Genomic DNA, 13,453 nt, shown 5'->3' with positions numbered 1-13,453 from the left:
CGTTCGCCATGCGCGGGGGCGTTGCGCTGGTGGCGCTCATCGGCATGAGCACGCTCGCGGCTTGCGGCGGCAAGGACACACCCGCGCCGGCGGTGCGCCCGGTCGTGGCCGCGACCGTGCATCGCAGTACGCAGGCGCCGCAACTCCTGTTACCCGCGACAATCCAGGCGCGTAATTCGACGCCGCTGTCGTTCCGTCTCGGTGGAAAAATCGTCGAGCGGCGCGCAAAGCTCGGCGCGCGTGAAGGCCGGCGAGGTGCTAGCGAGCATCGACTCGGCGGATCTTCAGACGCAGACCGAGTCCGCGCGTGCCCAGTTCAACGCAGCGCAAGAGCACCTCGACACCGCGACACTGCAACTGGAGCGCGACTGGATACAGGCGCGCAAACAACTCATCGCGCAAGCGCAACTGGAACAGACCAAAGATACGTACGCGGCTGCGGTCGCACAGCGCGAACAGGCGCGGCAACAACTCGCGCTCGCGCAGCGTCAGCAGCGCTATGCAACGCTCGTCGCGGACCGGGCCGGCGTGATCAGCGCCGAATATGCCGAAACCGGCCAGAACGTCTCCGCAGGTCAGCCCATCTACGGCCTCGTATGGGAAGGCGGAATCGACGCTATCAGCGACGTATCCGAAACCGCGATCAGCGCATTGCGCATGGGACAGCCGGCAACGGTCTCAGTCCTCGCATTGCCCGATACGCCGCTAGGCGCCCGCGTGCGGGAGTTCTCCCCCGTGGCCGATCCGCAAAGCCGCACCTATCGCGTGAAGTTCAGCATCGACGAACCGCCTGCCGCGTTGCGCCCGGGTATGACGGCCAGCGTCGCGATCACGAACGACCGCGGCGCGCACAACGCGCCGAATGCTTCATATACGTTGCCCGCGACGGCACTGTTCCACGATGGCGCGAATCCCGCGCTCTGGATCGTCACTCCACCGCAAGGAGCCCTCGAATTGCGACGCGTGCAGATCGCGCGCTTCGACGCAGACACAATCGAGGTCATCTCCGGTCTGAAGGATGGCGAAACGGTCGTCGTGCAGGGCGTGCATACCGTGAGCGCCGGGCAGAAGGTTCTACGACGATCCTCCGCTCACGCAGATGCGCTTCGAAGGGCAACCGGTGCTCGGCATCGGTATCACGATGAAACCCGACGGCGACGTTTTGCGCCTGGGTCGCACGCTCGACGCGGAAGCGCGCCGCCTCCAAACCACGCTGCCCGCGGGAGTGACACTCGTGCCGGTCGCCAATATGTCGCATGCCGTCGCGAACTCTGTCGACGAATTTCTCCTGGCCGTCGCTGAGGCCATTGCAATCGTCCTTGCCGTCAGTCTGTTGTCGCTCGGCGTGCGCGCCGGACTGATCGTCGCGATCTCGGTGCCGGTCGTCCTCGCCGCGACGACGCTTTGCATGCAACTGTTCGGCATCGGACTGAACAAGGTGTCGCTCGGCACGCTGGTCCTCTCACTCGGGTTGCTTGTCGACGATGCAGTCATCGCGGTCGAGACAATGGTCGTCAAGCTCTCGCAGGGCTGGGACCGCGCGCGGGCTGCCGCATTCGCCTACACGAGCACCGCATTCCCAATGCTGACCGGCACACTGGTGACGGTGGCCGGATTCGTGCCGATCGTTCTCGCGAAATCGAGCACCGGCGAATACACTCGCGCGATTTTTCAGGTCTCCAGTATCTCGCTGCTGGCATCGTGGCTAGCGGCCGTCGCACTGATTCCACTGCTGGGCTTCTGGCTGCTGCCGGAGCGCCGCGCTGCGGCTTTCGCGGGGCATGCCTCGGCGCAGGAAGACACCGTCTACCAAACGCCGTTCTATCGAAGACTGCACAGTTGGGTCGGCTGGTGCGTCGCGCGGCGCTGGATCGTACTCGCCGCCACCGTGCTGCTTTTCATCATCTCGCTTGCGGGCTTCGCACTCGTGCCCCAGCAATTCTTTCCCAACTCGGATCGTCCGGAACTACTCGTGGATCTGCGACTTCCGGAGAACGCCTCGTTCGAAGCGATGCTGTCCGAAGCAAAGCGCTTCGAACACGAACTCAAGAGTTTTACTGAAATCGATCATTCGATCAGCTTCGTCGGGAGCGGCGCGCCCCGCTTCTATCTGCCGCTGAATCAGCAACTGCCGCAACCGAACGTTGCCGAGTTTGTCGTCACCGCGCGGTCGACCGCGGAGCGCGACCGGCTGGCGGGCAAACTGGAGCGCATCCTCGACGAACGCTTCCCGGCGCTGAGAACGCGGCTCATGCGTCTCGAGAGCGGGCCGCCCGTGGGCTACCCGGTCCAGTTCCGCGTCGTCGGGCCGCAACTGGTCACTGCGCGCGCTATTGCGCACAAGGTGGAAGCCCTCATGCGCGCGTCGCCCGATACCCGCGACGTGCATCTGAATGCCGATGGCCCGTCCGAGCGCACCGTGAAAGTGGAGATCGACGAGGTGAAGGCGCGTGAACTCGATATCACTTCGGAAGACATCTCAAATCTGCTCGCCATGACGCTGTCCGGCTACTCCGTTACGCAATACCGCGAGCGTAACCGGCTGATCGCCGTCGAGTTGCGCGCGCCGCGAGCCGACAGAGAAAACCCGGCCGGATTGGCCTCGCTGGTAATTCCGACGCCGCACGGCGCGGTCCCGCTGGCCACGGTCGCGCGAATCCGCTATGGGCTCGAGGACAGCGTCATCTGGGAGCGCAACGATCAGCCCGCCGTCACGGTGCAATCGGACATTCGCGGCAAGGCGCAGGCGATCGATATTGGCCAGGCCATCGACCGGAAGCTCGAATCTCTCCGCGCGCAGTTGCCGGATGGCTACCGCATCGAAATGGGCGGCCCGGCAGAAGAAAGTGCACGGGCACAGGCCTCCATCGCCGCGCAGATTCCCGTCATGTTCATCGTCGTGCTGACGCTGCTGATGATTCAGCTTCAAAGCCTGTCTCGAGTGGCGATGGTGCTGACGACCGCTCCGCTCGGACTCATCGGCGTGGTGGTCGCATTGCTGCTGTTTGGCAAACCCTTCGGCTTCGCCGCGATGCTCGGCGTCATTGCGATGTTCGGCATCATCATGCGCAATTCGGTGATACTCGTGGACCAGATCGAAAGGGATATCGCGTCGGGGCAGCCGCGCGGCGAAGCGATCGTTGGTGCGACCGTTCGGCGATTCCGCCCGATCATGCTGACCGCCGCAGCAGCCGTGCTTGCGCTGGTGCCGCTGCTTAGCTCGAACTTCTTCGGCGCAATGGCCACCGCGTTGATGGGCGGCATCACCGGCGCAACCTTGCTCACCGTGGTCTATGTCCCCGCACTCTACGCCGCGGCATTCCGCGTGCGTCCGGACGAATGCGGCACGGATGCGCTGGATGAAAAGGGAGCGGCATGATGTCCCGCGCGCACCGGAACATCTCGCGCGCCGCGGCCGCCGCGACGCTGCTGAATCTCGCCGCCTGCACGTACGCACCGACAAGCGCCCCGCCTTCAATGCCGGAGCCGGTTCAGTATGGCGCGGCTCCCGTCCCGGAACGAACCGTGGCCGCGCAGGGGACGGCCCAGCAGTTCGTCCAGCAGGCGCAAGCAGTGCCCGCATGGTGGCGGCTGTATCGATGCGACGCACTGGATACGCTCGTCGACGAAGGACTGCGCAGTAGTCCGACGCTCGAAGCGGCGGATCACAGGCTCGCCGCCGCGCGAGACATGTGGCGCGCCAATAGCGGCACGCTGTGGCCTGCGCTCGATCTCGGCGACGGCGCGCAGCGCGGAGGCATTCCCGGGTTCATCCAGCCCGGGCCGGATGCTTATCGGTATGACGTGTTCGCGGGCCGGCTCCAGGGCAGCTACAACTTCGACCTGTTCGGCGCGACGCGCTACGCGAATGCTGCGCTCGCAGCACGCGTAGACGAGGAGGCCTACCGGTTCGACGCCGCCCGGCGTGCACTCGCCGCCAATATCGTGACCACCGTCATTGCGGCCGCCGTTGCGCGTGCACAGATCGCGCAAACCGAACAACTGGTGGCGCTCGCGAACAGACTCGCAGACGAAGCGCAGGAGCGGCACGACGCAGGCGTGCTCGCATTCGGCGACGTGCTCATCGCACGTCAAGCCGCCTCCTCACTGTCGGCCGGCCTGCCAGCGTTGCATCAGCAGCAGACCAGCGCGAGCCATGCGCTTGCCGCGCTACTCGGACGCACGCCTGATGATGCGCCGGCGGATATCGACCTCGCCCAACTGCATCTGCCCGGGCGGATACCGGTAACCGTCCCTTCAGCGTTGTTGAAGACGCGCCCCGACATTCAGGCCGCCGAGGCGACGTTGAGGGCGGCCGCAGCCGATGTCGGCGCGGCAACAGCTCGGTTCTTCCCCGATATTTCGCTGACCGCCGCGTTCGGCCGCGCCGGACTGGAATGGCTGCCGGCACTCTCCGGCGCGGGCGCGATCTGGAGCGTCGGCGCATCGTTGTCGCAGCCGTTGTTTCATGGTGGGGCGCTCGTGGCACAACGGCACAGCGCACAACACGCGTATGAGGCGGCGGTCGCCCAATACCGCGCCACTGTCATTGCCGCATTCGCGAACGTGTCGGACGCGCTGGCGGCTCTCATCAACGATGCGCAGGCGTGCGATGCCGCCCACTCAGCCGCCGACGATGCACAGACCATCGCGGATCAGGCTGCGGCACGCTTGCGCGCCGGCGCCGTACCCGCAACGGCCGTGCATCTGAGCGAACAGCGCTGGCGCACTGCAAGGCTCGACGAGATTCGCTACATGGGCGCGCGGCTGACGGACACGGCGGTCCTTTTCCAGGCCTTCGGCAGTCCCACGCAAGCACCAACCTCGCACGACGACCCGGCCGTGCAAGCGAGTCTGAAGGAGTAAGCGCGGCGCGAATGCTGGCGGATAGATGACCAAAACGTCGGCGCACCGTTGCAATGATTTCCCGGCCGGAAACAAAAATGCCGTTCAGTGTTTAACTGAACGGCATTACCGCTGACGCGACGCTTCGTGCGTCAGCGCAGCTCAAGCAGAAATACGCTTACTTCCCGCCCACGCTTTGCAGCGTCGTCCACTTGCCGTCGACAACCTTGTACAGCGTGATGCCGCCGTTCTTCAGGTCGCCCTTGGCGTCGTACGAGAGGTTCGACGACGTCACAGCCGGCATCGCCGTCTTCGCGAGCACCGGCAGGTATTTCGCCGGATCCGTCGAGTTCGCCTGCTTCATTGCGTTGAACATCGCCATTGCGCCGTCGTACGCGTACGGCGAGTACGTTTGCACGTCTTCGTTGAAACGCTTCTTGTACTTCGCGACGTAGTCCTTGCCACCCGGCATTTCTTCCAGCGGCAGGCCGGCAAGCGATGCCACCGTGCCGTTCGCCGCGTCGCCCGCGATCTTGATAAAGGTCGGCGTGTGGACCATTTCGCCGCCCATCAACGGCGCCTTGATGCCGAGCGCCTTCATCTGCTTGACCATCGGTGCCGCTTGCGAATCCGCGCCGCCGTAATAGATCAGGTCGGGATTGGACGCCTTCAGCTTGGTCAGGATCGACTTGAAGTCCACAGCCTTGTCGTTCGTGTATTCACGATCGACGATCGTGCCGCCCGCAGCCTTCGCGGCCTTCTCGAACTGATCGGCGAGACCCTGGCCGTAAGCCGTGCGGTCGTCGACGATCACGATCTTCTTCACGCCGAGCGTCTTGACCGCGAACGCGCCCGCGACCGAACCTTGCTGCGTGTCGGACGTCATCATGCGGAACGTGGTCTTGAAACCTTGCTGCGTGTATTCAGGCGCCGTCGCCATTGCGATTTCCGGAATGCCCGCGTTCGCGTAGATGCGCGAAGCCGGAATCGTCGTGCCCGAGTTGAAGTGGCCGAGCATGCCCTTGATGCCGTCGTCCACCAGCTTCTGCGCGACCGTCGTGCCGGTGCGCGGGTCAGCCTGGTCGTCGGCCGAATCGAGCACGAAGCGAACCTGCTTGCCGCCGATTACCGGCTTCGTCGCGTTCATGTCTTCGACTGCCAGCGTAATGCCGTTCTGGAAGTCCTTGCCGTAGTGCGCCTGCGCGCCCGTCATCGGACCGGCGAAACCGATCTTCACGTCTTCCGTGGATTGAGCGTTGGCCGTCCCCGCCAGCGACATCGCCGCAACCAGCGCTGCGCCTGCCAGCTGTTTCATCTTGTGTTGCATATCTTCTCCTTGGTACCAGGTGTGGATGGAGCGGCTTTCGGGATCGCCGTACCGCTTCCCTTTTAATGACCGCCCCCAATCCTGACGCTTTACGCCAGGCCCCCGAGGGGGCAAGGAAACTTGGGGGCGGCCCAGCGTTTCCTTGTACGGCAATCGATGAGGTTCGCTCAACCGATCGTCATCAAATTCGCATTACCGCCAGCAGCTGCGGTATTTACGCTGACGGAGCGCTCCGTCAACAGACGCTCGAGCGCGTAGTCTTCGTCGCCGCTTTCCAGCGCACGCGACGCGACGCCTTGCACCGACACGATCGGTCCCGGGCGCTTCGCCACTTCCTTCACGAGCGTCAGCAGTTCGTCGCTATCCCCTTCGAACAATACGGCGTCGAAAGGCGTATCGGCATTCTTGCGCACGCTCGCGTAAAACTTTAGCGAGGTCGGCAACTGCGCCACCAATTGTTCACCAGCGGCGCTCTCGAACAACGCTCGATTTCCCGTAGCCAGCGTTGCGGCGAACTGCGCGCGCGCGCCGCTCGCCGTCGACGCAATGCACAGCACCGTGCCGCGTGCGCTCAACGTGTAGGTGTTGCGCTCGCCAGTGGGCCCCGACAGAACTGCCGTTGCGCCAGCCGGCATATGCGACAGATAACCGTCGCAGCGCGCGGCGAGTTGCGGCTCGCGCTCGGCAATCAGCCAGTCGCGCAGCGCGGTCAGCGCGGCGGACGGATTGTCGCCTTTTTCCGCTGCTTGCGGTACATCCGCGACCAGCGCCTGCGCAAGCGACTTCGGCAAGCCCGCCGGGCGCGTTGCCAACAAGCGTTGCAGATACAGCGCACCGCCGGCCTTCGGCCCCGTGCCCGACAAACCTTCGCCGCCGAACGGCTGCACCCCGACCACCGCGCCGATCACGTTGCGGTTCACATAGATGTTGCCGACGTGAGCGCGGCTAATCACGTGTGCAATCGTTTCGTCGATACGCGTATGGATGCCGAGCGTCAGGCCATAACCCGTCGTGCGAATCTGCTCCAGCAGTGTATCGAGCTGGCTGCGGCGGTAACGCACCACATGCAGGACCGGCCCGAACACTTCGCGCTTCAGTTCGTCGATGCTGTCGAGCTCGATCAGCGTCGGCGGCACGAACGTGCCTTGCGCGCAGCCATCGGGCATCGGCAATTGCTCGACCTTGCGGCCTTTCTCGCGCATCGCCGCGATATGCGCGTCGATGCCGCGCTTCGCTTCGACGTCGATCACCGGGCCGACGTCGGTCGACAGACGATCCGGATTGCCCACCGTCAGTTCGCGCATCGCGCCCGTCAACATTTCGAGCGTACGGTCCGCGACGTCATCCTGCAAACAGAGAACGCGCAGCGCCGAACAACGTTGACCGGCAGAATCGAACGACGACTGCATCACGTCCGCGACCACCTGTTCCGCGAGCGCCGACGAATCGACGATCATCGCGTTCTGTCCGCCCGTTTCAGCGATCAGCGGAATCGGCTTGCCTTCCGGATCGAGACGGCCCGACAGCGTTTTGTTGATGAGACGCGCGACTTCCGTCGAGCCGGTGAACATCACGGCACGCGTGCGCGGATCGGCCACCAATGCGGCGCCAACTGTTTCGCCGTCGCCCGGCAGCAGTTGCACCGCGCCGGCCGGCACGCCGGCTTCGCGCAGAATGCGCACGGCTTGCGCGGCGATCAGCGGCGTTTGCTCTGCCGGCTTTGCGAGCACCGTATTGCCGGCCGCGAGCGCGGCGGCCACCTGGCCCATGAAAATCGCGAGCGGGAAGTTCCACGGACTGATACAGACAACAGGCCCGAGCGGACGATGCGTGTCGTTCGAAAACTCGCTGCGAATCTGGGTCGAGTAGTAGCGCAGGAAGTCGATCGCTTCACGGATTTCCGACACCGCGTTCGCGAGTGATTTGCCTGCTTCGCGCACAATGAGACCCATCAGCGTATGCATCTGCGCTTCGAGCAGATCGGCGGCACGCGCGAGGCAATCGGCGCGCGCTTCGACCGGCGTCGCCTGCCAGATCGGCGCAGCGGCAACTGCGTGCGCCAATGCCGCGCTCACATGTTCAGCGCTCGCTTCGACAACCGTGCCGACAAGGTCCCTATGATCCGCCGGATTGCGCACGTCGCGCGCATTGCCCAAGGCGATCTGATCGTCGGCAAGCATCGGAGCAGCACGCCACGGATGATTCGCGCTCGCCAGCAGCGCCGACGACAGCGACGCCAGACGATGCTCGTTCGACAGATCGAGGCCCATCGAATTGAGGCGCTCCGCGCCGTACAGGTTGCGAGGCAGCGGAATCTTCGCGTGCGGCGCGCCGAGCGGAACGATCTTCGACGCTTCTTCGACCGGATCGGCGATCAGGTCCTGGATCGCGACATTTTCATCGGCGATGCGGTTCACGAACGACGTGTTGGCGCCGTTCTCCAGCAGACGGCGCACGAGATATGCGAGCAGCGTTTCGTGCGTGCCGACCGGCGCATACACGCGACACGGACGGTTCAGCTTTCCAGCGGACAGCGGGCCCGTCACTTCTTCGTAAAGCGGCTCGCCCATGCCGTGCAGACACTGGAACTCGTACTGACCGGGATAGTAGTTGTTGCCGGCGAGGTGATAGATCGCCGACAGCGTGTGCGCGTTGTGCGTGGCGAACTGCGGATAGACCGCGTCGGGCGCGCCGAGCAGCTTCTTCGCGCACGCCAGATACGACACGTCCGTATAGATCTTGCGCGTGTAGACCGGATAGCCTTCGAGGCCGTCCACCTGTGCACGCTTGATTTCGGTGTCCCAGTACGCGCCCTTCACGAGGCGCACCATGATGCGGTGACGGCTGCGGCGCGCGAGATCGACAATGTATTCGATCACGAACGGGCAGCGCTTCTGGTACCCCTGCACCACGAAACCGATACCGTTCCAGCCGGCCAGTTCCGGATCGAAGCAGAGCGCTTCCAGCAGATCGAGCGAGATTTCCAGGCGGTCGGCTTCTTCCGCGTCGATATTCAGGCCGATGTCGTAACGGCGCGCGAGGATCGCCAGCGAGCGCACGCGCGGCAGCAGTTCGCTCATCGTGCGTTCCTGCTGCGAACGGGAGTACCGCGGATGCAGCGCCGAGAGCTTGATCGAGATGCCCGGACCTTCGTAGATGCCCCGGCCGCCGGCAGCCTTGCCGATTGCGTGGATCGCCTGTTCATACGACGCGTAGTAGCGCTGCGCGTCGGCTTCGGTCGTGGCCGCCTCGCCGAGCATGTCGTATGAGTAGCGGAAACCGCGCGCTTCGTATTTACGGCTGTTCGCAAGCGCTTCGGAAATGTTTTCGCCAGTGACGAACTGCTCGCCCATCAGGCGCATCGCCATATCCACGCCCTTGCGGATCAGCGGCTCGCCGCCCTTGCCGATCAGACGTGTAAGCGCCGACGAGAGGTTCGTCTCGCTGTTGGTCGTCACCAGCTTGCCGGTGATCATCAAGCCCCACGTCGCGGCGTTGACGAACAGCGACGGCGCCTGGCCGACATGCGATTTCCAGTCGCCCTTGCTGATTTTGTCGCGGATCAGCGCGTCGCGGGTCGCGCGGTCGGGAATGCGCAGCAAGGCTTCCGCGAGGCACATGAGCGCGACGCCTTCCTGGCTCGACAGCGAAAACTCGTGGATTAGCCCTTCCACGCCACCGCCACGGCTCTTGCCGCGCAGCGTTTCGACGAGCTTCGCAGCGAGCGCTTGCACGTCGCCTGCGAGGTTGGCCGGCAAGCGCGCCTGACCGAGCAGGAACGGCACGCATTCCGGCTCCGGCCGACGGTAAGCCGCCGTGATCGCCGCGCGCAACACCGATTGCGGCTGCACGTTCTGCGCGAAGTCGAGGAACGGATGCGCCGCGCCGTCTTCGTCGTGTTCGACCGCCGCGCCGTCGGCCATATCGGCAGAACCCGCTGCGCCCGACAACTCCGGCGGCAGTTGGCCCTGCTCGATTTTTTCGAGGTAAGCGAAAATCGCCTGCTTGATCAGCCAGTGCGGAGTGCGTTCGAGGCGGGTAGCGGCATCTCTGAGCCGGGAACGCAGGAGGTCGTCGACCTTGACGCCAAGGGTGGTGCTAGCCATGTTTCCTTCTTGGATACCAGACGAAATGCTGGTGAAAGACTAAAAGTTGGGCGAATCGTACCTCTCTCAATAAAAAGGTGCAACCGGTACGAACGAACGGTTGCACCTACGCGAAATCCTTACGTGACGGGGCTTTGCGGCGCGTCGTGGTGCGCCTGCGAGCGGCTGTAAGGATCGGTATTTTCCCTGGCCTCATTTCTTTTTCTCGAGCCCTTATCAAACCGGCCGCCGCGCCGTTATAGAAGACATAGCGGGCGCGGCGTCATGCGCGCACAAAAACAGCACGGGGTGTGAGGACAGGCGAAATGGAAAAGTGGCTGGTCGTATTGGGCATCTGGGCGATGTGCGCAACCTGCGCCGTGCTGTTCATCCGCGGCGCCACCGGCGGCTCAGGCAAACGCGAAGCATCCGAAGGACGGGCACGCGCGACGTCGGGTGCATCGAGCAGCGAGGCGCAAGCTGCATTGAACGATTGAGCGCAGCGGCGGCTCGATAAGCCGCGCAAGCCGCTGGCGCGCTTGTCAGGCGTTTGACGCCCGGCAGGCTCCGGAACGCGAAGAAGTGAACACCGTGAGATCCACCATGCTTTGTTCCAGCGACTACAGATCATCCGCGCGCTATCGGCAACTCGCGCCACGCGGCGCGCACGTTTCATCGCGGGCATCGGCGATGTTGGGAACGCGGACTGCGACCCGCGTCGCGGCGCCCGCCGCAAGCTATTCGAATACGGTGCGAGCGCGCGCCCGCACGGCGCGCAGCCGATGTCGACATTGATGTTTTGGTGAGCCACGCAGAGGCAAAGCGCACGGCGCGCGAGCTGGCTCAGATATCGAGCGGATCGACTTCGAGGTTCCAGCGCAGCACGCCCTTCAAACCACGCAGCAACGGCTGCCACGCGCGCAACGTGGCCTGCAGCGCGGCACGCGACGCGCTCTCTATGAGCAACTGCGCGCGGTGAACATGCATCACTTTGACGATGGTGAGCGGCACTGCGTCGTAGACGGTCACGCGTTCGGCCGCCGCAATGCCTGTCAGTTCAGCGGCCGCCTGCTGTAGAAAAGCGAGCGCGGCTTCGAGCGTGCGGCCTTCCGCCCTCAGCAACGCCTGATAGACGAATGGCGGCAAGTGCGCGTCGCGCCGCTCGCCCAGTGTCGAATTGGCAAAACCGACGTAATCGTGACGCCCGAGCGCATGGTAGAGCGCATGGCGCGGATAACGCGTCTGCACCAGCACCTCGCCTGGCAAACCGGCACGGCCGGCGCGGCCGCTCACCTGCATCAGCTGCGCAAACAGGCGCTCGCTCGCGCGAAAGTCGTGCGAAAAGAGCGCGGTGTCGGCGTTCAGCACGCCCACCAGCGACACACGCTGGAAGTCGTGTCCCTTAGCGATCATCTGCGTGCCGACGAGAATGTCGACTTCGCCCGCATGCACATCGGAAAAGAGCGCCTGCGCGCTGCCCTTGCGACGCGTGCTGTCGGCGTCGATACGCAGCACGCGCGCGCCGGGCACCGCGCTCGCCAGTGTTTCTTCGACGCGCTGTGTGCCGCGGCCCATCGGCGCGATGTCGACATTGCCGCACTCGGGACATGAGCGCGGAATGCGCGATTCCCACCCGCAGTGATGGCAGCGCAGCGCGCGCTCGGGCTTATGCAGCACGACGTATGCGCTGCAACGCGGACAACCGGCGACCCAGCCGCAGGCATCGCACGCGAGCTGTGGCGCATAGCCTCGCCGGTTGAGAAATACGAGGCTTTGTTCGCCGCGTTCCAGCCGCGCCTTGAGCGCGGCGACCAATGGGCCGGACAATCCTTCCACTGAGGCGCGTCCGCGCCGCCGCTCATCCTCCAGATCGATCAGGCGCACGGTGGGCAGCACGGCATCGGCGACCGCGCGGCGCGACAACGTGAGCCGCTTGTAGCGTCCCTGATCGGCCTGCCACCAGCTTTCGAGCGACGGGGTGGCCGATCCCAGCACGACCGGCAAGCCAAGCTGTTTTGCGCGGTAAATGGCGAGATCGCGCGCTGAATAGCGCAGCCCTTCCTGCTGCTTATAAGCAGGATCGTGCTCTTCATCGACGACGATGATGGCGAGCCGCGGCAGCGACGCAAGCACCGCGAGGCGTGTGCCGAGCACGATCCGCGCGTGGCCCGCATGCGCGGCGAACCAGTTGCGCGCGCGCTCGCCTTCCGCAAGACCGCTGTGCAGCGTGACGATGGCCGTGTCCGCGAGCGCCGCGAAGCGCGAGCGGAAAGCCGCCTCGAACTGCGGCGTCAGATTGATTTCGGGCACCAGCACGAGTGCTTGCGCGTCTGCGTCGGCGGCAAGAATCTCGGCGAGCGCGCGTAAATAGACCTCGGTCTTGCCGCTGCCGGTCACGCCGTGCAGCAGGAATGGCGCAAAGCCACGCGCGTCGCGAATCGCTTCGACGGCGGCGGCCTGCTCGTCGGTGAGAGTCGGGAGCGTCTGCGTAGGCATTGCCGCGGTCGCGCCGGCCGGCGGAACCGTGGCTGCGTCGACGACTTCGAGTGCGACCCAGCCCTCGGCTTGCCATGCAGCCAGCGTAGCGATGGCTTTCGGATGCACCGCGCGGGCATCGGCGGCAATGACGAACTCGCTCGCGGCGAGCGCTTGTGCGAGGCTTCGCAGCGCAGTGGCGCGCGCGGGCAGCGCGTCCGGCAACGCCGCACGGCCTTCCGGCGTCAGCCTGTAGCGTTCCTCCGGCGCGAGCAGCCGTGACCAGCGCGAGGCGTCGCGCAGCGCCTGCGGCAACGCCGGCAACGCCACTTCGCCAAGCCCGCGCTGGTAGTAGTCAGCGGCAAAGGCCGCGAGCGCGAGCCATTCGGCCGACAACGGCGGACACGCAGTGCAAATGCTATTCACTGTCCGCAGACGATCGGCGGGGACCTCACTGTGAGCAGTCACTTCGCACACGAGTCCGACCACGTCGCGTTTGCCAAACGGCACGCTGACCAGCGTCCCAGGCACGGCAGGCCGGCGCGCATCGCAGCGGTAATCGAACAGGGTCGGCAGCGGGTGATCCAGTGCCACGCGGACGAATACGTCACTCATTGGGCTGCGTGAATGCTGTCAAGGACGAGCCGCGTCACAGCGCCGCGGCATGCAGTCGAGATCGCGCGGCTATGAATCGTGCGGCCGAACTTAAAGTAAAACTTCA

Annotated in this window: 6 protein-coding genes and 1 pseudogene; 4 read left to right on the top strand and 3 right to left on the bottom strand. The window is 64.8% G+C overall.

What is annotated here, in order from left to right:
• Positions 1–8: 8 nt before the first annotated feature.
• The 3 genes and pseudogenes from F759_RS37330 to F759_RS37320 all read left to right on the top strand — a co-directional run.
• Positions 9–1,101, top strand: a pseudogene (locus tag F759_RS37330) (efflux RND transporter periplasmic adaptor subunit); the annotation flags it as partial.
• A gap of 40 nt (positions 1,102–1,141) precedes the next feature.
• A complete protein-coding gene (locus F759_RS43965) occupies positions 1,142–3,379 on the top strand; it encodes an efflux RND transporter permease subunit (RefSeq protein WP_407668524.1) in 2,238 nt (745 codons plus the stop codon).
• Entirely contained in the window at positions 3,376–4,866 is a 1,491-nt protein-coding gene (locus tag F759_RS37320) for an efflux transporter outer membrane subunit (RefSeq protein ID WP_063829648.1), read from the top strand. Before F759_RS43965 ends, F759_RS37320 begins: the two co-directional genes overlap by 4 nt.
• 157 nt (positions 4,867–5,023) lie before the next feature.
• On the opposite strand, the gene F759_RS0106925 is transcribed toward F759_RS37320, so the two are convergent.
• Positions 5,024–6,172 carry a branched-chain amino acid ABC transporter substrate-binding protein gene (locus F759_RS0106925; protein WP_027799211.1) on the bottom strand — a complete coding sequence of 383 codons (1,149 nt, stop codon included), beginning with the start codon at positions 6,170–6,172 and terminating at the stop codon, positions 5,024–5,026.
• Between the two features lie 167 nt (positions 6,173–6,339).
• Entirely contained in the window at positions 6,340–10,278 is a 3,939-nt protein-coding gene (gene putA / locus F759_RS0106920) for a trifunctional transcriptional regulator/proline dehydrogenase/L-glutamate gamma-semialdehyde dehydrogenase (protein ID WP_027799210.1), read from the bottom strand.
• A gap of 305 nt (positions 10,279–10,583) precedes the next feature.
• On the opposite strand from putA, the gene F759_RS43230 reads away from it, so the two are divergent.
• Positions 10,584–10,754 carry a hypothetical protein gene (locus F759_RS43230; RefSeq protein ID WP_167334010.1) on the top strand — a complete coding sequence of 57 codons (171 nt, stop codon included), beginning with the start codon at positions 10,584–10,586 and terminating at the stop codon, positions 10,752–10,754.
• A gap of 346 nt (positions 10,755–11,100) precedes the next feature.
• Here F759_RS43230 and F759_RS0106905 read toward each other — a convergent pair whose 3' ends face one another.
• Positions 11,101–13,347: a primosomal protein N' gene (locus F759_RS0106905; RefSeq protein WP_027799208.1), complete on the bottom strand. Its 2,247-nt coding sequence runs from the start codon at positions 13,345–13,347 to the stop codon at positions 11,101–11,103.
• Positions 13,348–13,453: the final 106 nt, after the last annotated feature.

Source organism: Paraburkholderia dilworthii, from assembly GCF_000472525.1.
GTDB lineage: Bacteria > Pseudomonadota > Gammaproteobacteria > Burkholderiales > Burkholderiaceae > Paraburkholderia > Paraburkholderia dilworthii.
The sequence above is the reverse complement of the archived record's forward strand: the minus strand, read 5'-3'. Positions and strand labels throughout refer to the sequence as shown.